At 42.4% G+C, this 22,441-nt stretch carries 19 protein-coding genes, 2 tRNA genes and 2 other annotated features; of the genes, 6 read left to right on the top strand and 15 right to left on the bottom strand.

Features of this window, described 5'->3' with window-relative positions:
• Window positions 1-34 precede the first annotated feature (34 nt).
• The 4 genes from ACVBD2_RS03230 to ACVBD2_RS03215 all read left to right on the top strand — a co-directional run bounded on the left by ACVBD2_RS03230 (window position 35) and on the right by ACVBD2_RS03215 (window position 2,648).
• A complete protein-coding gene (locus tag ACVBD2_RS03230; protein WP_461686102.1) occupies window positions 35-1,306 on the top strand; it encodes a replication-associated recombination protein A in 1,272 nt (423 codons plus the stop codon).
• Window positions 1,307-1,570: 264 nt separating this feature from the next.
• Window positions 1,571-1,643, top strand: a tRNA-Lys gene (locus ACVBD2_RS03225).
• Window positions 1,644-1,997: 354 nt separating this feature from the next.
• Complete coding sequence (locus ACVBD2_RS03220; RefSeq protein WP_261098187.1) at window positions 1,998-2,513, top strand: DUF308 domain-containing protein; 516 nt, start codon at window positions 1,998-2,000, stop codon at window positions 2,511-2,513.
• A gap of 62 nt (window positions 2,514-2,575) precedes the next feature.
• Window positions 2,576-2,648, top strand: a tRNA-Lys gene (locus ACVBD2_RS03215).
• Window positions 2,649-2,788: 140 nt separating this feature from the next.
• Here ACVBD2_RS03215 and ACVBD2_RS03210 read toward each other — a convergent pair.
• Entirely contained in the window at window positions 2,789-3,877 is a 1,089-nt protein-coding gene (locus ACVBD2_RS03210; protein ID WP_165442221.1) for an AI-2E family transporter, read from the bottom strand.
• Window positions 3,878-3,886: 9 nt separating this feature from the next.
• Complete coding sequence (locus ACVBD2_RS03205) at window positions 3,887-5,176, bottom strand: hypothetical protein (protein WP_109290192.1); 1,290 nt, start codon at window positions 5,174-5,176, stop codon at window positions 3,887-3,889.
• 800 nt (window positions 5,177-5,976) lie between these two features.
• Here ACVBD2_RS03205 and ACVBD2_RS03200 point away from each other — a divergent pair.
• Complete coding sequence (locus ACVBD2_RS03200) at window positions 5,977-7,122, top strand: low temperature requirement protein A (protein ID WP_461686101.1); 1,146 nt, start codon at window positions 5,977-5,979, stop codon at window positions 7,120-7,122.
• A gap of 48 nt (window positions 7,123-7,170) precedes the next feature.
• On the opposite strand, the gene ACVBD2_RS03195 is transcribed toward ACVBD2_RS03200, so the two are convergent.
• The gene (locus ACVBD2_RS03195; protein WP_461686100.1) at window positions 7,171-7,626 is read right to left on the bottom strand and encodes a GNAT family N-acetyltransferase; all 456 of its coding nucleotides are present in this window, start codon (window positions 7,624-7,626) and stop codon (window positions 7,171-7,173) included.
• A gap of 69 nt (window positions 7,627-7,695) precedes the next feature.
• Between ACVBD2_RS03195 and ACVBD2_RS03190 the strand changes: the two genes are divergently transcribed.
• Window positions 7,696-8,355 (top strand): prepilin peptidase, encoded by a 660-nt coding sequence (locus tag ACVBD2_RS03190; protein WP_461686099.1) that lies wholly within the window; start codon window positions 7,696-7,698, stop codon window positions 8,353-8,355.
• Here ACVBD2_RS03190 and trpA read toward each other — a convergent pair.
• From trpA to ACVBD2_RS03130, 12 genes are all read right to left on the bottom strand, one after another.
• On the bottom strand, window positions 8,327-9,103 hold the full coding sequence (trpA, locus tag ACVBD2_RS03185) for a tryptophan synthase subunit alpha (RefSeq protein ID WP_461686098.1): 777 nt from the start codon (window positions 9,101-9,103) through the stop codon (window positions 8,327-8,329). The two genes, ACVBD2_RS03190 and trpA, sit on opposite strands and share 29 nt — an antisense overlap.
• A complete protein-coding gene (trpB, locus tag ACVBD2_RS03180) occupies window positions 9,096-10,319 on the bottom strand; it encodes a tryptophan synthase subunit beta (protein WP_461686097.1) in 1,224 nt (407 codons plus the stop codon). Before trpB (ACVBD2_RS03180) ends, trpA begins: the two co-directional genes overlap by 8 nt.
• Window positions 10,297-10,896, bottom strand: a complete 600-nt coding sequence (locus ACVBD2_RS03175; RefSeq protein WP_461686096.1) for a phosphoribosylanthranilate isomerase — start codon at window positions 10,894-10,896, stop codon at window positions 10,297-10,299. The genes trpB (ACVBD2_RS03180) and ACVBD2_RS03175 overlap by 23 nt, the downstream gene beginning before the upstream one ends.
• Window positions 10,883-11,650: an indole-3-glycerol phosphate synthase TrpC gene (gene trpC / locus ACVBD2_RS03170; RefSeq protein WP_461686095.1), complete on the bottom strand. Its 768-nt coding sequence runs from the start codon at window positions 11,648-11,650 to the stop codon at window positions 10,883-10,885. Before trpC ends, ACVBD2_RS03175 begins: the two co-directional genes overlap by 14 nt.
• Window positions 11,647-12,651 carry an anthranilate phosphoribosyltransferase gene (trpD, locus tag ACVBD2_RS03165; RefSeq protein ID WP_461686094.1) on the bottom strand — a complete coding sequence of 335 codons (1,005 nt, stop codon included), beginning with the start codon at window positions 12,649-12,651 and terminating at the stop codon, window positions 11,647-11,649. The genes trpC and trpD overlap by 4 nt, the downstream gene beginning before the upstream one ends.
• Window positions 12,652-12,661: 10 nt before the next feature.
• Window positions 12,662-13,228: an aminodeoxychorismate/anthranilate synthase component II gene (locus ACVBD2_RS03160; RefSeq protein WP_007521088.1), complete on the bottom strand. Its 567-nt coding sequence runs from the start codon at window positions 13,226-13,228 to the stop codon at window positions 12,662-12,664.
• A complete protein-coding gene (gene trpE / locus ACVBD2_RS03155; protein ID WP_049519689.1) occupies window positions 13,225-14,586 on the bottom strand; it encodes an anthranilate synthase component I in 1,362 nt (453 codons plus the stop codon). The genes ACVBD2_RS03160 and trpE overlap by 4 nt, the downstream gene beginning before the upstream one ends.
• Window positions 14,587-14,963: 377 nt before the next feature.
• Window positions 14,964-15,189, bottom strand: a binding site (T-box leader).
• The gene (trpB, locus tag ACVBD2_RS03150) at window positions 15,186-16,364 is read right to left on the bottom strand and encodes a tryptophan synthase subunit beta (RefSeq protein ID WP_268703021.1); all 1,179 of its coding nucleotides are present in this window, start codon (window positions 16,362-16,364) and stop codon (window positions 15,186-15,188) included. Its footprint overlaps the feature before it by 4 nt.
• A gap of 162 nt (window positions 16,365-16,526) precedes the next feature.
• Window positions 16,527-16,752, bottom strand: a binding site (T-box leader).
• A gap of 42 nt (window positions 16,753-16,794) precedes the next feature.
• Complete coding sequence (locus ACVBD2_RS03145; RefSeq protein ID WP_461686093.1) at window positions 16,795-18,021, bottom strand: DegT/DnrJ/EryC1/StrS family aminotransferase; 1,227 nt, start codon at window positions 18,019-18,021, stop codon at window positions 16,795-16,797.
• 42 nt (window positions 18,022-18,063) lie between these two features.
• Window positions 18,064-18,756, bottom strand: coding sequence for a sugar transferase (locus tag ACVBD2_RS03140; protein WP_000922231.1), 693 nt, complete (start codon window positions 18,754-18,756; stop codon window positions 18,064-18,066).
• Window positions 18,757-18,939: 183 nt separating this feature from the next.
• Window positions 18,940-20,682: an ABC transporter ATP-binding protein gene (locus ACVBD2_RS03135; RefSeq protein WP_461686092.1), complete on the bottom strand. Its 1,743-nt coding sequence runs from the start codon at window positions 20,680-20,682 to the stop codon at window positions 18,940-18,942.
• Complete coding sequence (locus tag ACVBD2_RS03130; protein ID WP_461686091.1) at window positions 20,672-22,417, bottom strand: ABC transporter ATP-binding protein; 1,746 nt, start codon at window positions 22,415-22,417, stop codon at window positions 20,672-20,674. The genes ACVBD2_RS03135 and ACVBD2_RS03130 overlap by 11 nt, the downstream gene beginning before the upstream one ends.
• Window positions 22,418-22,441: the final 24 nt, after the last annotated feature.

Raw genomic sequence — 22,441 nt, 5'->3', positions numbered from 1 at the left:
ATACATCAGAAAATCCATGTTAGAAAGGACTGCTATGCCAGACAATCTCGCGCTTCGTATGCGCCCTAAAACCATCGACCAAGTCATCGGTCAGGAGCATCTGGTCGGATCTGGAAAAATCATCCGTCGCATGGTGGAAGCCAACCGCCTGTCCTCCATGATTCTCTACGGACCTCCGGGCATCGGAAAAACCAGTATCGCTTCAGCCATCGCTGGAACCACCAAGTATGCCTTTCGGACCTTCAATGCCACTGTTGATAGTAAAAAACGGCTACAAGAAATAGCTGAAGAGGCTAAATTTTCAGGTGGACTTGTACTACTCCTTGACGAGATTCATAGACTAGATAAAACCAAGCAAGACTTCCTCTTGCCTCTCTTGGAAAGTGGACTGGTCATCATGATTGGCGCTACAACTGAAAATCCTTTCTTCTCTGTCACTCCTGCCATTCGCAGTCGCGTTCAAATTTTTGAGTTGGAACCTCTGTCTAACCAAGACGTCAAAGAGGCCCTGCAGATAGCTCTAAATAACCCTGAACGTGGTTTTGATTTTCCAGTAGAACTAGATGAGGATGCGCTGGACTTCATTGCCACCTCTACAAATGGAGACCTGCGTTCTGCCTTCAACTCACTGGACTTGGCTGTTCTCTCTACCCCCGAAAATGACAAGGGAATCCGCCATATAACTTTGGATATCATGGAAAATAGCCTGCAGCGGAGTTATATTACCATGGACAAAGATGGGGATGGACACTACGATGTCCTCTCAGCCCTGCAAAAGTCTATCCGTGGCTCAGATGTTGATGCCAGTCTTCACTATGCTGCCCGCTTGATTGAGGCTGGTGATTTGCCAAGTCTCGCTCGTCGTTTGACTGTTATCGCTTATGAAGATATCGGCTTAGCCAATCCTGAGGCCCAAATTCACACCGTGACTGCTCTGGGTGCTGCACAAAGGATTGGTTTCCCAGAAGCCCGCATTCTCATTGCCAATGTCGTCATTGATTTGGCCCTTTCTCCAAAATCCAACTCAGCCTATGTAGCTATGAATAAGGCTCTTGCCGACCTCAAAACATCAGGGCACTTGCCTATTCCGCGACACCTGCGTGATGGGCACTACAGTGGAAGCAAGGAACTGGGGAATGCCCAAGACTATCTCTATCCACACAACTACCCTGGAAATTGGGTCAAGCAAGACTATCTACCAGAAAAAATTCGTAATCATCACTATTTCCAAGCAGAAGATACTGGTAAATATGAACGGGCTTTAGCTCAAAGAAAGGAAGCCATCGACCGTTTGCGAAAAATCTGAAATCCTTTTCAAAAAATTGCACTTTCCTCTTGATTTTTTTTGAAAAAGTGGTATTATATAAACATAGAAACGCTGTGGTGTACGACTTCACACTTAAGTGTTGACCGACTATTTTTTGTATTATTAGGGAAACAAAAGTCTTCTAACAGCATGTAGGCCGTCTCACACGGAAACAGCTTCAGTTAGAGCGAGTTGCCCACCTGCTTAATTGCGCGGGTTCAATACAAACCGTGAAGTTTCGGCACCAATACAGCTTTTTTCTTTGCCTCCTTAGCTCAGCTGGCAGAGCAGCGGACTCTTAATCCGTGGGTCACAGGTTCGATCCCTGTAGGGGGCATCTAAATACAACAGGAAAAAGCCTTGTAAATCAAGGCTTTTTTTGCTTGTCTATAACTGATTTACCCCATCATTTGTCCCACATTTTAAATCTATCTTTTCTTTTTGAATCAAATTACATCTTTACAAATAGTGTAAAGCCAGTTACTTTTGCTTTGATTCCATACAATATTTTCATGTAGAGAAGACAAATTTTATCTTCTCTTTTTATTTTCAAAATAATAAAAACTGATTTTCTTTTCATGAATCAGACTGAAACTTCCAAATTTTCCATTTTGTTTATTGACATTTCCTCTAAAAAGGTGTATAATATTTTTATTATCAAACTATACTATACTATATAGGGGGTATTGAAATGAAATTTTCTAATCGTTTACTGCTATTCCTTGCAGGAGTTGTTTTTGTCCTTTTAGGACTTTTGCTATTTACAAACCCAGTAGCTAATCTTGTTGCTTACAGCTGGTGGATTGCATTTGGTTTACTGGTTTCTTCTATAGCAGCTATTTTAGGCTATTTCTCTGTACCAAAAGAGCTTCGCTCACCAGCTCATCTTTTCCAAGGGATTGTTAATCTTCTCTTAGCTCTTTACCTCGTTGCCTATGGCTTTGTGACGCTGCCAGTTGTCATTCCAACTATTTTAGGAATTTGGTTAATTGTAGAAGCCATTATAGCTTTCTTTAAAGGCAATCGTCTGGGATTGATTTTCCCTATTATTGGCAACCATATCATGTGGATAGCGTTGCTTGCATTTTTACTAGGTCTAGTGATTTTGTTCAATCCAGTAGCTACAAGTGTCTTTGTCGTTTATGTCGTTGCCTTTGCATTTTTAATTGTTGGTTTCACCTATATCCTTGATGCCTTTCGTAAATAATCTAGCTGCCATTTTGGGCATATTAAAATAGCTGGGAAGTTACATTCTCAGCTTTTTCTGTTGCCTCCTTAGCTCAGTTGGTAGAGCAGTAGACTCTTAAGCTATGGGGCGCAGGTTCGAGCCCTGCAGGGGGCACATCTAAATCAACAGAAATAAGCCTTGAAACCAAGGCTTTTTTTAACGTCTAATAGCTTTTTGTAGAAAAGTATTTAAAAATAAAAGAGAAGAGAATCTCTCACTCTCTTCTCAGTATATCTTATTAAATTTAGTTTTTCTTAATCTAGCTGATTTTCCTTTGCAACGACAAATTCCTTAACCAATCGATAGATAACAGCAGATATCGGTGTAAAGAATATCATCCCAAGTAAGCCAAAGAGATTGCCTCCAATACTAGCAGCCGCAAGCGTGAAAATAGCTGGCAAACCAATAGACTGACCTACAACTCTAGGATAAATAAGGTTTCCTTCAATCAGCTGTATAACTTGATATAGAAGAAGAGAAAGTAAGGCTTGAGTAGGACTCACTGTGAAGATAAAAATCGCTCCCACAACACAAGCAATCATAGGCCCTACATAAGGAATGAACGATAGCACTCCTGCAAAGATACCTGTCATTACTCCATAGGGTATCCCAAACACGCTGTAACCAACCGCTATCATAACTCCTATGATAACTGCTTCAATCAGCTGACTCATCAAAAATTGGTCATAAGTCTCTAGTGCTACTTGTCCAATGTAAGTCAACTTTATCACCACCTTCTCTGGAAGAAAAACTTTTAGAAGTCGACTCGTCATCGCTGCCAAATGTTCCTTACTGGATAAAAATAAAAAGGTGAAGACTATAATCAAAAAGGCATTCATCAAACTTGAAAAAATATTGCCGATATTACTAGTCAGACCTGATAAAAAACCTATCAAAGCTTGGCTAATAGAACTAGATTGTCCCTGTATGCCTGATACGATAGTTGACAACATGTCTTTGGTTACAAATTCCGAGCTGCCTAGCAATTTCCCAAGTTGAGTAAGGACTGTTGAAAGGACTGTTCCCAGCTGACTAATAGTCTGGGCTAGGGTTGGCAGCACCAAAACCAAAAGAGCAATCACGATTAAGATAAGAGCTAGGAAAACAAGTACCATGGCAATCGGACGACGCAACTCTGCCTTTACCTTCAATTTAACTAAGTACTGTTCAATTTTTTTCATAGGAACATTAAGCACAAAAGCAATAACAGCACCATAAATCAAGGTTGATATTACATCAAAGAGAGAGATTGCTCCTGATATAAAGCTCGATGCATTCAGAATTACAAGAGCAACCAGCCCTATAAAAAGTATTAACGGGGTGTATTTTTTTACTAAGTTCATAAATTCTCCTTAATAAACATGTTTAGATACGACTATACTATTTGGTTTTTCAAACTCTCGATTAAGGTAGGCTTGGTAAGTTCCTGGAGCGATAAATCCTTTGGGTGAGAGGATATCGGTGCCAGCCTGACCGACTATGGTATCAGCCAAGAGCACACAGTTTGTAGATAAGACAAAGTAGGATTTAAACTTAGATTTGATAAATTTATAAAGTTCCCCATCTGTCTCATGTCTGATTTTATAAGCGTAGGTGTAGTCTTCCTTACCATCACCTGTCATGATTTTATCTGCACTTGGCTCCCATGGAATCGTCAGTTGTTTCAATTCAGCCAACTTTTTCTGAACTGCTTTTTCCATTTCAGGCGTCAAATCTATCCCATAACCAAAAAGCGTTTTTTGACTCTCACGTTTACATAGGTCAATGTACTTGTCACGATCACAGAAATATAAGACACCATCTCCTACCATGCCAAATAAGGTCTCAGAAGACGGATCATAGTTGCCATAAGAAATAACACGGCCTTGATAGCAGATATCCACATGACCAATTGCCGAAAACAGAGAGGTCTCAGCTGTATGAACAAAAATTTCTAGCTCCGCTGTCTTACCAGACTTCACTATTCCAAGATGGATATCTTCTTCCTCATCAGCATTTTCCAGCATAAATTTGTTAACTTTTGCTAAAGTTCTTGCAGGGATGAGAGCGGCTAGGACAATAGGTAAGCTAATTCTAATACGACGTTTGAGATGGTTTTTCCCAATTTCCTCCTCAAACAAGAAACCATCACGGATATTGGACACACCATAAAGGAAAAAATAAGCCCCTAATACAAAGAGTTGAAAGACAGAATTTCCTGTAGAGGACAAAAGACTAGTCCCACCAAGAAAAACTAGTACGAGTCCATCTAGTAAGAGACGAAAACGAGGTCGAATTTTGTTTTTGCGGTAGAGAACATAGGTGGCAAGGTTAATACTAGCATGAAAAATCTGATAAACTCCAATCACAAGAGCCAGAACATAAATCGGTATATCAGTCGCAAGATTAGAACCTAGCAAATATCCCAGCACTAACAATTTAACCAGTGCAACTCCCAAGGTATCCGTTGACTGGCTTTTTTTGAAAACTCTTAATAGCAAATCTACGACCGTTGCTATCCAAGCTAAAAACAGAACCAGGCGAATAACTGTTACTGGCAACCAAGTCCCCGTGACCATCAAGATGAGACCTAGCAGAACAAACAAGAACCCCTGAGCAAGTAATTTCTTACCTGTCAGACCTAAAGATAGAATTTTCGCCATATAAAAACCTTTCAACAATAAAAATTAAACACTCCGATTAAACTGACTAGTAAATAGCCAACACTACAAACAGCCTGTGCCAGCAACATATGGTGACTAGAAATGACTGTAATAATGTCACCATCTTGTCTTATGCACTTCTAAAATTTGTTATATTGATTAGAAACCAGAGCTTATAAAAACTAGCTAAACTCGAGAGATAGACACAATTGCGACGAAAAAATGTATAACCAATTCAACTTGTTAAGGTAAGAAAGCATTATTTCCAATCTATTAATTATTCATCTATTACCTATTATGACACAATATTCCCTATAGTTCAACTTTTTACTTGTTTTTATATTACACGGACTAAAAAGTTTTCAACAGTTGATTGCATGTGTTTTAATAAGTTTTAACCTTTCTTGGTTAGATAAAAAAAGAACCATACAGTTTAGAATCTGTATGGTTTTTGCCCCACTTTTGTCCCATTTTTAAATCATGACATTGAAAATACCTAAAATCACTTATATTTCAATATTTTTAATTGCTCTCAATATGAAAGTCCTTTCCAAATCCCTGTAGGGGGCATCTAAATCAACAGGAAAAAGCCTTGGAATCAAGGCTTTTTTGTGTAGTCTTAGCACTAAAAAACGATAGAAAAAACACCCCTTCTGAACTGCACCCCAAAAGTTAGACAGAAAAAACCTAACTTTTGTGGCGCAGTTCATTCGCGTCACATGAAGTTATTTAAGCATCTCCTTTTTTTTTACCATTTTCTGTTATAATAAATTGTACTTCTAAAATAGAAAGGTCTTAAGATGACAACTCTTATTAAACATAAACGTGTAGAATTTTCAGAACTTTTTTATGACTTAGTTTTTGTTTTTGCAATTTCAAAAGTAACTACTTTAATTGACCATCTTCATAACGGTATTTTGACTTGGAATTCTTTCCTTGATTTTCTCATTGCTACTTTGTTTCTCATCGATTCCTGGATGATTCAAACCGATTATACCAATCGCTATGGAAAGAACTCTTTATTTAACATAGTAATCATGTTTATCAAAATGGGAATTTTACTCTTTATAGCCAATATGATTGGACCTGATTGGCAACAATATTTTCATTATCTCTGTTGGGCTATTGGTACATTAACCCTTACCTTATTTTTTCAATATTTGGTTGAATTTTTTAGAAAATCAACCGATGATGCTAATCGGGAAAGTATCAAAGGTTTTCTATGGATAACAGGTCTAGGAAGTTTAGGAGTCTATCTAACAGCTCTTCTTCCTATTTACCTTAGAGTCTATATCTTATTTGCTAGTATTCTGCTAACATTTATTATGCCAAGTATCTTGCTTAATAAAGATAAGCATTACCAGGTAAATCTCCCCCATTTAATCGAGCGTATCTCCCTTCTTGTCATTATTATGTTTGGAGAGATGATTACGGAGCTAGCTAACTTCTTTACAATCGAGAATTTCTCGATTTATTCGGTTCTTTATTTCATTATTATGATTTCTCTGTTCTTGTTTTATTTTGGTCAATTCGACCATGCTATTGATGAAAAATCTAATCAAAAGGGACTATTTCTAATTTACAGTCACTATCCTATTTTCATTGGACTTATTATGATGACTGTATCGATGAGTTTTCTTCAGAATCCTGAAGCTAATCGTCTCTTTGCAACCATCTTCTCTTATATCGGATTTGGCCTCTTCCAAGTTGCTGTCCTAGTAAATGGGCCCTGTAACAAACACTATCTTCGCTATTCGAAAAGTTACTACTGTGTCCAAGCGACACTCTATCTGGCTGCCTTGATTCTCTCTTTAATCTTTGCTTCTAATCCTATAATAGTAGTGAGTATTACAACCATTTTAGCTCTAGCTATAGCCATTCATTTTATTTATTTTTATATGACACAGAATAAAAAATATTCCAAATCTAACTGGGGGTTCTTTTAATGAGTTTATAACATAAAAAAGCTTTGGGAACCAAGGCTTTTTTGCTTTCTATCTAAACTTTTTCATAACGTATTTTCGTATAGGTGTTTCAACCATTTGAACGATTTCAAATCCTTCTTTTTGGTAAAGATTGTAAGCTGTTTGATTTGCCTCGTAGACATTTAGAGAGACAGTATCTATGTCTTCATTTTCAAAGGCCAAACTAACAAATTTCCTTAAAGCCTGGCTACCTAAGCCCTGCCCCTGTTTCTGGGGATTGATAAAAAATCTCCCGATATGAAGATTCCTGTCTTCTAGCCTGATTTTCTGGATAAGCCCCACAAACTCTTGTCCATCAAAGATTGAAAAGATTCCTTCCAAATCTTGTAAGACTTGAATTGTCAAGGGAAAAGGAATCATTGTTCCCATCCATTGTTCTTGAAAGGATTTGCCAAGGGAGTTGGACCATTTGCATACGAGCTGAGCATTTTCTACGCTCACATTTTCTTCAAAACGAATTGTCATATTTTCCTCACCATCTTATCTATGTTTCTTTATTATACTACTTTTTCTATTTTTTACGAATAGATAAGTATGATTGATCTTTATTTTTTTCTTGTCGGGAGCATTCTCGCTTCCTTTCTCGGTTTGGTCATTGACCGTTTCCCTGAGCAATCCATTATCAGTCCAGCCAGTCACTGCGATTCCTGTCAAACTCGCTTGCGTCCGTTGGACTTGATTCCGATTCTCTCGCAGGTGCTCAATCGCTTTCGCTGCCGCTATTGTAAGGCACACTATCCTTTCTGGTACGCTGTTTTTGAGTTAGGCTTAGGTCTCCTCTTTCTGTCTTGGTCTTGGGGCTTTCTTTCCTTGGGTCAAGTCATCCTAATCGCTGCTGGTTTGACCTTGGGCATCTACGACTTTCGCCATCAGGAATATCCCTTACTAGTCTGGATGACTTTCCACCTAATCCTCATGGCTTCCTCTGGCTGGAATCTGGTCATGGTCTTCTTCCTTGTCCTTGGGATCATAGCTCATTTTATCGATATCCGCATAGGAGCAGGTGATTTTCTCTTTCTGGCTTCTTGTGCTCTCGTCTTTAGCGCGATCGAATTACTGATCTTGATCCAGTTTGCTTCTGCGACGGGTATTCTAGCCTTTCTCCTACAAAAGAAAAAGGAAAGACTTCCTTTTGTGCCTTTCCTCTTACTTGCTGTTTGTGTGATTATTTTTGGTAAGCTACTGCTTGTTTGATAAAGTCCTCAATCGGCTCTCCTTGGTGGAGAGCTTTTACAATTTTCGAACCGACGATAACGCCATCTGACACCGCATTAAAGCGTTCGACATCGGCTTGACTAGATACACCAAAACCTGTCAAGACTGGGATGTCAGCTACTTGATGCAATTGCGCCAAGTGCTTGTCCAAGTCTGCACGGTAATTTCCTGATTTCCCTGTCACCCCATTGACAGCAACGGCATAGACGAATCCTTCAGCTCCCTTGATCAACTCTTTTTGGCGCTCAAGTCCTGTGGTCAAACTAACTAAGGGAATCAAGGCGATATCTGTGTCTACCAAAAATGGCTCTACAAAGTTGGCATGCTCATGAGGCAGGTCTGGGATAATCAAGCCCTTAACTGCTGTATCTGCCAAATCTTTGACAAAGTTCTCCACACCATACTGAAAGAGCGGGTTGAAGTAGGTCATGATGACCAGTGGCACCTCAGTTTGAATGGTTTTCAAGGTTTCAACCAAAGCCTGAGTAGAAGTCCCGTGAGCTAGACTACGTAAGCCAGCTTCTTCAATCACAGGTCCATCTGCAACAGGGTCCGAAAAGGGAATACCCACTTCAATGGCAGAGACACCCAAATCTTCTAAAAAGTGGATTGTTTCAGCGAGTCCATCCAAACCTTTCTCGTGGTCCCCAGCCATGATGTAGGGAACGAAAATTCCTTTTCCAGCTGCTTTGATAGCGTTCAATTTTTCTGTTAAAGTCTTAGGCATGGGCTTCTCCCTTCTTTGCTGCATCTGCTTCCAAGCGGTCTTTGACTTGAACTACATCCTTGTCCCCACGACCGGATAGGCAGACAATTATAGACTTGTCTGGACCAAGTTCTTTGGCCAATTTCACTGCAAAGGCAATGGCGTGGCTTGATTCCAAGGCTGGGATAATTCCTTCCACACGAGACAAGAGTTGGAATCCTTCCAAGGCTTCTTCGTCAGTCACAGGAACATAGCTGGCACGTTTGATATCATGATAGTGAGAATGTTCTGGACCGATACCAGGGTAGTCCAAACCTGCTGAGATAGAGAAGGCTTCAAGAATTTGACCATGGGCATCTTGGAGCACATCCATAAGAGAACCGTGGAGAACACCCGGACGACCCTTGGTCAAGGTCGCTGCGTGATGCTCTGTATCCACACCAAGCCCTGCTGCTTCAGCTCCATACATAGCTACTGACTCATCTTCTACAAATGGATGGAAAAGGCCGATGGCATTCGAACCACCACCAACACAGGCTACTAGGGCATCTGGTAGGGCTTGGCCTGTCAAGTCACGGTACTGTTGTTTGGCTTCTCGACCAATGACACTTTGGAAGTCACGAACGATTTCTGGGAAAGGATGAGGTCCCAAGGCAGAACCAAGGATATAGTGAGTATCATCGATATTAGCCACCCATGAACGAAGGGCTGCATTAACCGCATCCTTGAGCACGCGCGAACCATCTGTCACAGCCTCAACCTTAGCTCCCAAAAGCTCCATACGAAAGACATTAAGGGCTTGGCGTTTGACATCTTCCTCACCCATGTAAATGGTACATTCCATGTTAAAGAGGGCTGCAGCTGTTGCAGTTGCCACACCGTGCTGACCAGCACCCGTTTCAGCGATAATTTTCTTTTTGCCCATGCGTTTAGCCAGAAGAACTTGTCCCAAGGCATTGTTAATCTTGTGGGCCCCTGTATGGTTGAGGTCTTCCCGTTTGAGATAAATCTTAGCTCCACCGATATGCTGGGTCAAGTTTTTTGCGTAGTAAAGAGGAGTTTCACGTCCTACGTACTGACGTAAGAGTTGGTTTAATTCCTCTTGGAAACTTGGATCTGCCTGACTTTCACGGTAGGCCTTCTCCAACTCCAAAACTGCTGTCATCAATGTCTCTGGGACGAAACGTCCGCCGAATTTTCCATAAAATCCATCTTTATTTGGTTCTTGATATGCCATGCTTTACTCTCTCTATAAATCTTCTAATCTTTTCATGATCTTTTTGTCCATCCGTCTCCACTCCACTTGATACATCTACTGCATAGGGAGTAAAGTGTTGAATTGCTTTTGCTACATTGTCTTCATTAAGCCCACCTGCGATAAAGAAGGGCTGAGCTAGTCCTGTCGTATCCAGTTGACCCCAGTCAAAGGTCTGGCCACTCCCAGCCACAGGGGCATCAAAGAGGAGATAGTCTGCCCGAGAATGAGGCACATGACCATTTCCATCTACCTGCACGGCCTGAATACTGCTACAAGGCAAATCTTCAAACAACTCATCTGCCACCTGACCATGAACTTGAACCAAGTCCAAGCTAACTTTGTCAATTGCTTCTAGCAATTCTGCTCGACTTGGTGAAACAAATACACCAACCTTTTTAACATTAGCAGGAATGAACTTTGCCAGCTCTGCGGTCTCTTCCAAGGTCACCTGCCTTTTACTAGGTGCAAAGACAAAACCAATGTAGTCTGCCCCTGCTGAAACAGCTGTCTCTACCGCTTCTTTGGTCGATAGGCCACAAATCTTAACCTTTGTCAATCTGCAACTCCTTGATTCTCTGGGCTACATCTTCTGCCTGCATGAGAGCTGTTCCCACCAAAATTCCGTTAAAGTATGGTGCTACTCGTTCCGCATCCTGCCCTGTGAAAATAGCAGATTCAGAAATGTAATAGCGACCTTCCTTAAAGTGCTGGGCCAAGTCTACACTGGTTTGTAAGTCGACCTCAAAGGTCGTCAAGTTGCGGTTATTAACCCCAATAATCTCAGCACCAAGTCTGTGGGCCACCTCTAGTTCAGCTAGATTGTGAGTCTCCACCAAGACTTCCAAACCAAGCTCTGTCGCGTAGTCATACAGTTCCTTGAGGCGTTCTTCTGACAAGGCTGCCACGATGAGCAGGATAACTGTCGCGCCGGCATTGCGAGCACGGATGATTTGCTTTTCATCGATGATAAAGTCCTTGTTGAGCGTTGGAATGTTTACCTGACTGGAGATCTCACGTAAATAATCCAAATGCCCTTTAAAGAAAACTTCATCTGTCAAAACAGAAATCATTACTGCGCCGTTTGCTTCATAAGTCTGGGCCTGTTGCACAATATCTACATCGAGATTGATATCTCCCAGACTAGGGCTAGCTTTCTTGACCTCAGCGATGACCTGCAAACGGCCTTGATGTTGTTTTAAATAGTCAGCCAAGCGATAGGTCTGGCGCAAGGGCTGGATTTCCTCCAGCTTCATTTGCTCAACTTCACGCGCCTTCTGCTCCAAAATTCGTGCTAAAAATTCCTGACTCATTTTTGGTACTCCTGTAACAGTCTGAGTTTTTCAAGGGCCTTACCACTGGCAATCACTTGACGGGCCAAGGCAACTCCTTCCTTGATACTATCTACCTTACCATTAGCATAGAAACCAAGGCCAGCATTTAAAACTGTCGTTTCCAAGAATGGACTTGGTTCGTTTTGAAGAACGCTAAGCAAAATCTCTGCATTTTCCTGAGCATTCCCTCCACGAATATCTTCAATAGCGTAGCGCTCCATCCCCAAATCCTCTGGAGTAAAGCTTGACAAGGTAATTTCACCATTTTCAAGAAGAGCAATCTTGGTTGTTCCGTTCAAGCCAGCTTCATCAAGACCTTCTGGTCCAGCAACCACGACGGCACGTTTGCGACCCATATTTTTCAAAACCTGAGCTGTACTTTCTAGAAGTTCTGGACGACTAATACCAAGAAGCTGTGTTTCCAAAGCCATTGGGTGAATCAGTGGACCAGTCAAGTTCATGATCGTTGGAATTCCTAGTTCCAAACGTGCTGGCATGATGTATTTCATAGCTGGATGCATATTTTTAGCAAAGAGAAAGACGATGCCAGTTTTATCAAAAACCTTACCTAGTTCAGCTGGTTTGAGGTCAAGATCGATGCCCAATGCTTGAAGGACATCTGCAGAACCAGATTTTGAAGAAATCGAACGGTTACCGTGCTTAGCCATATGGATGCCGCCACCAGCCAAGACAAAGGCTGCAGTTGTTGAGATGTTAAAGCTGAAAGACTTGTCCCCACCTGTACCACAGTTATCCATAGCATCATGGATTTCAGTTGGAATGTGTTGGGCATGCCCTCTCATGACTTGTGCAATGGCTGTGCGCTCTTCCGGTGTTTCCCCCTTCATCTTAAGAGCTAAAAGGAGAGAAGCAATCTGCGCTTCGGTTACACGCCCAGTTACGATACGCTCAATGACGTCCGTCATTTCCACACCTGATAAATGTTCAAATTTTGCTAGTTTTTCAATAATCTCTTTCATCCTAGTTTCCTCACTTTACAACCTTCTCGATAAAATTCCGAATAGAAGACAAGCCATCTGGCGTTCCGATACTTTCTGGATGGTACTGGAAGCCATAAATCGGCAGGCTTTTGTGTTGAATTCCCATAATAGCTTGGTCATCAGTCGAACGAGCTGTCACTTCAAAGTCTTCTGGCATTTCTTCAATCAAAATACTGTGATAACGCATGACTGGACGACCATCCTCAATGCCTTGATAGAGAACAGATGGCGCTTCAAAGCTGATATGGCTCTGTTTCCCATGCATGACTTTTGGAGCCAAGCCTAGCTTCCCACCAAAGACTTCTGCGATGGCTTGATGACCCAAACAAATCCCTAGAATTGGCTTCTTGCCTGAAAAGTCACGAATCATGTCTTCCATCTTTCCGGCATCAATTGGCCAACCAGGACCGGGAGAAAAAACCAGACCATCTGCTTTTTCAGCTTCTTCATACAGCTTGGGATCATCATTTCTCAAAACCTGCACCTCTGCAAAATTCCCAATGTATTGAGCCAAGTTATAAGTAAAAGAATCATAGTTATCAATCAATAAAATCATGGTCTTAGTTCTCCAATTCTAGTCATAGATTTAGCCTTGTTAATGGTTTCTTGGTATTCGTTTTGGGCGATAGAATCATAGACAATCCCTGCCCCAGCCTGCACATAGGCTGTTTGATTTTTGAGAATCATAGTTCGGATGGCAATGGCGAAATCCATATCACCCGTCGCAGACAAGTAGCCGATTGCTCCTGCGTATACGCCTCGTTTTTCCGTCTCCAGTTCATAGATGCGTCTCATGGCCCGAATCTTTGGAGCTCCTGACACTGTTCCAGCTGGAAGTGTAGCTTTCAAGGCATCCATGGCATTGAGTTCTGGAAGCAAACGTCCCTTGACCACGCTGGTCAAATGCATGACATAGCGGAAGAGCTCCACTTCCATATACTTGGTGACTTGGACACTTGCCGTTTCAGCAATTCTACCGATATCGTTACGCCCCAAGTCTACTAACATTCGATGTTCTGCTGTTTCCTTCTCATCAGAAAGCAGGTCTGTCGCCAAGGCCTTGTCCTCTTCATCCGTAGCCCCTCTTGGTCGCGTTCCCGCAATCGGATTAGTTGTCACAATGCCATTTTTGACAGAAACCAAACTTTCAGGACTAGCACCGATGATTTGATAATCCCCAAAATCATAGAAATAGAGGTAATTAGATGGATTGGTCACGCGGAGATTTCTGTAGAAGTCAAATGGATTTCCAGTAACTTCTGCTGAGAAACGCTGGCTGAGCACGCATTGGAACATATCACCATTACGAATCAAGTCACGAGAAGTTTCCACCATTTCCTCAAACTTCTGAGGAGCGATATGCGGTTTGAAGTTCAACGGAGATAGATCCAAATCTTCAAATTCATTTGGAGCAGGAATGCGTAATTCCTCAAGCACTTGGTTCAAGGCTTTTTCCAAATCTTCTTGACTGCGATCGCTATAAAGAGCATCCTCTATGACATGAATTTTTTCTTTCTTGTGGTCAAAGACCATATAACTCTCATAGACAAAGAAATGCATGTCTGGCGTTCCAATGGTATCCTCAGGGATTTGGCCAATTTCTTCATAAAGAGAAATCATATCGTAACCGACAAAGCCAATAGCTCCCCCACCAAAAGGGAGATCTGAATGGTGTTGGCTCTTATGAGTCACTTCATAAAGGAAATCCAAAGGATCCCGATCAATCACTTGACCATTTTGATAAAGGACTCCATTTTCAAACTGAATCTCAAAAACAGGATTATAGGCTAGGATAGAAAAACGAGCGGTTTCCTTGTCTCTCGGAATACTCTCTAGGATAACCTTGTGTTGCCCTTTTAAGCGCATATAAGCCAAGATTGGTGATAAGACATCTCCATGAATGATTCGTTCCATTGTAATTTCCCTTTCAGTTTCTTATTTTTAATTTTTGGTCTTTTTTCTATTTCCCTTAAATAGTGCGGACGGGAGGTAAAATTATCCAGTGGATGATTTTAGAAATCCATGAAATGAAAGACCTAATTTTCGAGCTCCTCGCTCATTCATTTCTAGGCTCAGGCTAAAATAGTTCCCCAAACTATTTTACTCTCAAAAATTCCGTTCTAGAGAAGCAAAGATGCTTCTCTAGAATACCACTATGGCGGGAAATAGCGGTTTAATGCTCACTTCGTTCGCAAATATTTTATAGAAATTTATTTAGTGATAAAGCATAATTTAAAACTGATAGCCATATCTACGATAAATATATAAAAATCCCCACGCAAAATAACTTGCGTGAGGACGAAATTCGCGGTGCCACCTCAATTATAGGATTTCTCCTATCTCTCATTCCTGTCTCAGAACTTTCCTATAACAGGCTGTGCGATAAAGGGCACTCCCTTGAGAATTATGTTTTCTTCTCTCGTTTCAGATGGACCCAACCTTACAGCTTTCTCTGCTTGTTTCCAGCAACCACAAGCTCTCTGTGAGAGAAAGGACTGTAATTTTTCCATCTCTTATTTTTTATCTTCTAGGTAGTCTGCAATCGCAGCTACGTCCTTGTCTCCACGACCAGAGACATTGATGATGATAATCTCATCTTTACTTAGTTTCGGTGCACGTTTAACCGCTTCTGCGATGGCATGCGAACTTTCGATTGCTGGGATAATCCCTTCAGTCTTGCTGAGAAGGAGCAAGGCTTGAACAGCTTCTTCATCTGTTGCTGCTACGTATTCTACGCGGCCAGAATCTTTGAAGTAGGCGTGTTCTGGACCAACCCCTGGATAGTCCAAACCAGCTGAGATAGAGTAAACTGGCGCTAGCTCTCCGTCTTCCTTAAAGACTGCATAGGTCTTCATACCATCGACAATTCCGACACTACCTTTTGTCATAGTGGCTGCATGCTTGTCTGTGTCAAGTCCGTGACCGGCAGCTTCGACCCCAACCAATTTGACTTCTTCATCAGCCACATACTGAGAAAAAGCTCCGATGGCATTGGAACCACCACCTACACAGGCAATGACGTAGTCTGGTAAACGGCCTTCTTTTTCCAAGATTTGGCGGCGAGATTCCTCACTGATGACCTTTTGGAATTCATGGACAATGGTAGGATAAGGATGAGGTCCTACAGCAGATCCCAAAACGTAGAAGGCTTCAAGGTCATTCATCCATGCTCCAAAGGCTGCATCAACCGCATCCTTGAGAGTTCGCGTTCCCGTTTCAACTGCGTGAACAGTTGCTCCCATCATCTCCATACGGAAAACATTGAGACGTTGACGCTCAACATCCTCTGCCCCCATATAGACATCACAGGCCATACCAAACTTGGCTGCAGCAGCTGCTGTCGCAACACCGTGCTGACCAGCTCCTGTTTCTGCGATCACTCGTTTTTTGCCCATACGTTTGGCAAGAAGAATTTGTCCTAAAACATTGTTGAGCTTGTGAGAACCAAGGTGATTAAGGTCTTCGCGCTTGAGATAAATCTTAGCTCCACCTAGGTGGTCTGTCAAACTTTCCGCAAAATAAAGCGGTGTTTCGCGACCAGAATAATCCTTCAAGTAATGGCGAAATTCTGCCAAAAATTCTGGATCATCCTTGTATTTATCAAATGTCACTTCCAACTCATCCAACAAAGCTTGAATCGGCTCCGGTACAAAACTACCACCAAATTGTCCAAAATAACCTTTAGTTGTCATAAAATTTTTCCTCTTTCCATATTAATTCGGCTTTTTGTTTGCTTTTAGTAGTAGGCAAGGAGCTGCAGATAGAACTCAAGTTCATCAAAGCGACTTAACGCCCTAATAAAAGATAAACAAAATGACCGAAAGAAAAAAGCCCACACACAGAATCTACTTCCATGTGAGGGCGTTGGTAACGCGGTGCCACCTCAATTATAAAGGGACTATTCCCCTTTACATCTCTGCCTTGTCTAACAACAAGTTGCACTGTAAGGTGTGCGCACCGAATTTTCATTGTTTCAAATTCATTTTTAAAATCAGCCCACTTTCACTACTTCCAACCACCTGTTCACAATCACCACAGGCTCCCTGAAGATCAAAAATAGTTACTTTTCTGATTTGTTGAGAATATTATATGCTATTGTCCGCTTTTTGTCAAGATTTTTTATTATTTTTTTCCAGAACCGAGGATTTCTTCAGAAATTCTCACCAAAGTCTGAACGATGTAATCCACTTCTTCATCGCTTAATTTAGTGTGAAGAGGGAGCGTAATTTCATTTTCAAAGAAGGCATAGGCCTTAGGATAATTCGCCATATCAAAGCCAAGATTCTTATAGGCTGTTAAGAGTGGAAGCGGTTTATAGTGTACGTTACTTGCAATTCCTGCTTTAGCCAATTCTTGGATGATAAGGTTGCGTTCTTCTAAACTTGCTCCTTCTACATGAGTGATGTAGAGGTGGCGTGAAGATTCGACACTATCAGTCTTGTGTGCCAGTGGGTGAATACGAGTGCCCGCAAAACCACGATCATAGCGGTCCACGATGTCCTTACGACGTTCTAGCAACCCAGAGTAACGGTCCAATTGTACCAAACCAATCGAAGCCATGATATCCGTCATATTGCACTTGTAGGCCGGTGTAACGATATCGTACTCCCATGAACCCAATTGCATCTTGGCAAGAGCATCCTTTGTTTGACCGTGAAGGGAAAGGATTTGGAACTCCTTGTACATCTCTTCGTCATCAATCGCTGGATTGGCTTTCCAAGTCGCACTTCCTCCCTCAGCCGTTGTAAAGTTCTTAACGGCGTGGAATGAGAAGGAAGTAAAGTCAGCGATAGATCCAGCTGGTTGTCCTTTATAAGTAGATCCCAAAGCATGGGCACTATCTGAGACAATTACGATACGGTTAAAGGCTTTTTGCCACTTGCTAGCAGCTGTAAAGAGGTCCCGTTTCTTCTCCACCACTTGGAGCAAACGATCATAGTCGCAAACAATCCCTGCAAGCTCAACCGGAATAATCACCTTAGTCTTTTCAGTGATGGCTTGCTCAAGCAAGTCATAGTTCATCTCAAACGTATCTGCTTGAATATCCACCATGACAGGTGTCGCTCCTACGTGTGTGATAACACTACATGAAGCTGTATAAGTCATAGCTGGAACGATGACTTCATCCCCAGGTCCCACTTCCAAAACACGCAAAATCAACTCAAGAGCGGCTGTCGCAGAGTTGAGGCAGACAGTCTTAGGTGTCTGTGTGTATTGAGACAAGCGGCGCTCCAGTTCTTTTGTCTTCGGACCTGTTGTGATCCAACCAGAACGAAGGGTATCCGCTACTTCAGCAATTTCAGCTTCGGTAATATCGGGAGGTGAAAATGGAATATTGTAATTTGGCATTGATTTGCTCCTTTTATCTGTACTCATTTTCTCATGACTACTTTATTTTAGTACTTCAAACACGGTTTGAAACATGATTTTGATGTCTCCAAGGAAACTAAACTCTCGGAGATAGGCGAGATTATAGCGCATCTTTTCAGGAAGGACATGTTCGACATAGGCCTGGTCAACCGACAGACCTTTCTCTGTCATCTGACTGATGATGGTGTCCTCATCCTTGTAGTTGATACTGGCTGGAGAGGTGATTCCTGCTGGCAAGAGCAAGGTCGCCATCATTTCAGGACTATACTGCTCTGTGTAACGTGGCACTTCAGGACGGGTCCCTACAAAGGACATTTCGCCTTTAAGGACATTGACCAGCTGAGGTAGTTCGTCCAAACGCACACGGCGGATGAAATTTCCAACCTTGGTAATGCGACTATCGTTAGCAGAAGTCACCAGACTTCCTTTTTTATCCGCATCCGTTACCATAGTACGGAACTTCCAAATCTTGAACCGACGATTATACTGGGTCACGCGCTCTTGCTTGTAAATGACAGGTCCCTTGCTATCCAACTTGATCCAAATGCTCAAGACAAGAAAGACGGGAGAGGTCAAAAGTAGCAAAAACAGGGCCAGAACCCAGTCCAGGCAACGCTTGAAAACCAGCGAACCTTTCCTTTTAGAGACAAGCTGGTAGTAAGACTTAACCTCGCTTGATTGCATTTCCACGGGTAGGTCTTCCCATTTCAGCATGCTGTTTCTCCTTTGTTTTTATTATACTATTTGTCAACATTTTTCATTATACCACAAAATGGAAAAGGCGGTGCAAGAAATCTGTGATTTGAAGAATTTCCTTCTGGTGCTCAATGAAAATCAAAGTACAGCTTTGAGGTTGCAGATAAAGCTGACATGGTTTGAAGAGATTTTCAAAGAGTATTAGGACATGGCCCCAGCCTGCAAGCTATACATTTTGTGATAGGTTCCTCCCAAGGCCAAGAGTTCCTCATGGGTTCCACTCTCGATGATACGCCCCTTGTCCAAGACGTAGATGCAGTTGGCGTCTTGGATGGTCGAAAGGCGATGAGCAATAGCAATGGTCGTCCGACCCTGTCTCATCTTAGCTAGGGAATCTTGAACCAAACTTTCTGTTTCAGAGTCAATATTGGCTGTCGCTTCATCCAAAATCAGGATTTTAGGCTGACTGGCGACAGTTCTAGCAAAGGCAAGAAGCTGGCGTTGGCCAGTAGAAAAGCTCGAACCACGCTCAGAAACAGGTGCATCATAACCCTGCGGAAGGTCCTGAATAAAGGAATCTGCATCGACAAAGGCAGCTGCAGCCTGGACCTGATCATCACTAAGATCTTGGTACATGGCGATATTGGACTTGATAGTCCCGTGATAGAGGAAGGGATCCTGTAAGACCAAACCGATGTTTTTTCTCAGCTCTTCCTGACTGTAGTTCCTGATATCCACATCATCCAAGAGAACGTGGCCTGACTGAAATTCATAAAAACGCATGAGGACATTGATAATCGAAGATTTCCCCGAACCTGTATGACCTACAAAGGCAATGGTTTCGCCCTTGTTAACTGAAAAGGAAATATCATCCAGAATCGGATGTTTGCCATCATATGAGAAACACACATGTTCAAAACGGATATTGCCTTCTTGGACTTTGGCTGGTCCATCTTCTTGAAGAGGCTCATAGGTCGTTTCGTCAATCAAGGCAAAGACACGACCTGCAGACACCATGGAAGTTTGAAGGGTTGAAAAGTTTTGCGTCACCTCAATTAAGGGATCAAAGAGACGGTTGATGTACTGGATAAAGGCATACATAGTTCCGGCCGTTATCCCTATAGAAAGACCACGGTAACCAAAGTAGGCCATCAAAACGGCGTAGCCTAGGAGTTTCAGCAAACTCATGGCAGGTCTCAAAAAGAGGGCATCCAAGGCTACAGATCGGTTGGCATAGACCAAGTGTTCTTGGTTGATTTCATCAAATTCTGCTTGCAGGCGCTTCTCTTGGTTAAAGGCCTGGATAATCCTGATTCCCTCGATATTCTCTGCCAGCTTACTATTGATATCCGACAAGAGACTTCTGGTTTTTTCGATGATTTTCACTGATTTTTTCCGATAGAGATTGACCAAAAGGAAAATCAAGGGAAGAAATAGCAAAACTAAAGCTGTCAAACGAAAATCCAGCACCAACATGGTATACAGAGTTGTCAGAAAGATAAAAACTGCTGAGATAAAGCTGGATAAAATCCCTGAAAACATATCACTGATGGTCTCGGTATCATTGGTCAAACGAGAAACGATGGATCCTGCTGGCGTCTTGTCAAAATAAGACATGCCCAGTTTTTCCATATTGGCAAAGGCATCCCGACGAATATCTCTGACAATACTGTAGGACACCCGCGCAAAGAGAAGATTTCCAACATACTGAACTAGAGTTTGCAGGAGATAAAGACCATAGTAGACCAGCAAAACGGTCACGGCCAGTTGATTAAGATTGCTGAGGTACTGGTCGATAAAGTGGGAAGCCACAAGGGGAATGACACTTTTAATGACCGTCGTCGCAAGGAGAAAACTGAGTGCCAAAAAGGTCAGGAGGCCATAGGGCTTGAGATAAGACATCAAGCGCTTCAATACAGCCAATTGTTCTTTCTTATTCTGCATCTTCTTCTCCTTTCATTTCCAACTGCTGAGACTGGTAGGTTTGGGCATACCAGCCATCTAGGACTAGCAGGTCTTCGTGCGTGCCCCGTTCTATGATTTGGCCATTTTGCAGAACCAAAATCAGATCTGCATGGACAACTGCACTGAGGCGATGGGCTGTGATAATGGTTGTCTTATCCCTCCGCGTCTCCTTGAGATTGTCGATGATGGCATACTCCGTCTTGGCATCCACGGCGGACAAGGAAGCATCTAGAATCAAGATATCAGGGTCTAAAATCATAGCCCGACTCATAGCCAGACGTTGCTTTTGACCACCTGAAAGACTGACTCCTTTTTCACCGATAACTGTATCAAAGCCCTGAGGCATGTCTACAATATCTTGGTAAACTTGAGCTAGCTTAGTCGCTTCCTCAACTGCTGAAAGGGGCAAGTTCGGATTACCGAAGCGGATATTGTCTAAGATAGAGGTCGCAAAGAGAAACTGGTCCTGAGGGACATAGCCCATGAGACTGCGAAGGTCTGTCAGACGATAGTCCCGAATATCATGACCGTTTAGATAAATAGCTCCCTTATCCACATCGTATTCTCGCAAGAGAAGGTTAATCAAGGACGTTTTCCCAGAGCCTGTCTGCCCGACTAAGCCTAGGGTTTGCCCTTTTTCCAGACTAAAGTGAACATCCGTCAGTGTCTCCTCATTTTCAAAGGCAAAGCTGTCAATGGCGTACTCCAAACGTCCATTTTCGATACTGTCCAGAGGACATTCAGGATCTTTTATAGGTGATTCCTGAGATAAAAGATCCTCAATCCGCTGATAAGAAACCTTTCCTCGCTGAGTAATATTAAAGAGGAAACCAATAGCCATAAGAGGCCAGACCAACATATCCAAATAACTGATAAAGGTGACCAGATTCCCAACCGTGATTTGCCCTTTCTGAACCATCAAAGAACCGACCAAGAGGGTTAAGACATAGGATGAACCAACAAACAAGAGAACCATAGGGTCAAAGAGACTATCGTATTTCATGGTTTGCAGGTTCTTCTGGAAGGTCAATTCATTGACTGCCTGAAAGGACTTCAACTCGTCCGCCTGGTAACCGAAAGACTTGGTCACTTTAATACCTGATACGGACTCCTGCACCTTGTTATTGAGTTCAGAAAAGGCGGCTTGCGATTCGCCAAAAGCCTTGTGGGTCTTTCTCCCTAGACGACTGGTCGCATAAGCCATGAAAGGTAAGGGTAGAATGGCAACTAGCGTCATTTGCCACGAAATGCTAAAGAGCATGGTCAGCAAGGTCACCAAAGCCGTGATAGAGGCATCCACGGCAGACATAACACCGCCCCCTGCCAGACGCGTTAGGGCATTGATATCGTTGGTTGCGTGTGCCATCAGGTCCCCAGTCCGATAGGTTTGATAAAAGGCTGGAGACATTTTTGTGAAATGCTCAAACAAGCGAGAGCGCATAATCTGTCCCAAACGGTAGGAAGTCCCAAGGATATACATACGCCAAACATAGCGCAGATAGTACATCCCAAAGGCCGCAAGAAGCAAGTAAAATAGGTCAAGAAGGAGGGCCTGCTGGGTTAATTGCCCTGATGTGATAGCATCAATGACTCGTCCCATAACCATAGGTGGAATGAGATTGAGAACGGAAACCAAAACCAGGGCCACAATCCCGACTAGATAACGGCGTTTTTCTAACTTGAAAAACCACCAAAGTTTTTGAATAATGGACATAACATCCCTTTCTGATTGCAAATA

The sequence above is a fragment of the Streptococcus sp. KHUD_018 genome (assembly GCF_054861215.1).
Note: the sequence above shows the minus strand (reverse complement) of the source record. Positions and strands in the feature narration are given on the sequence as shown.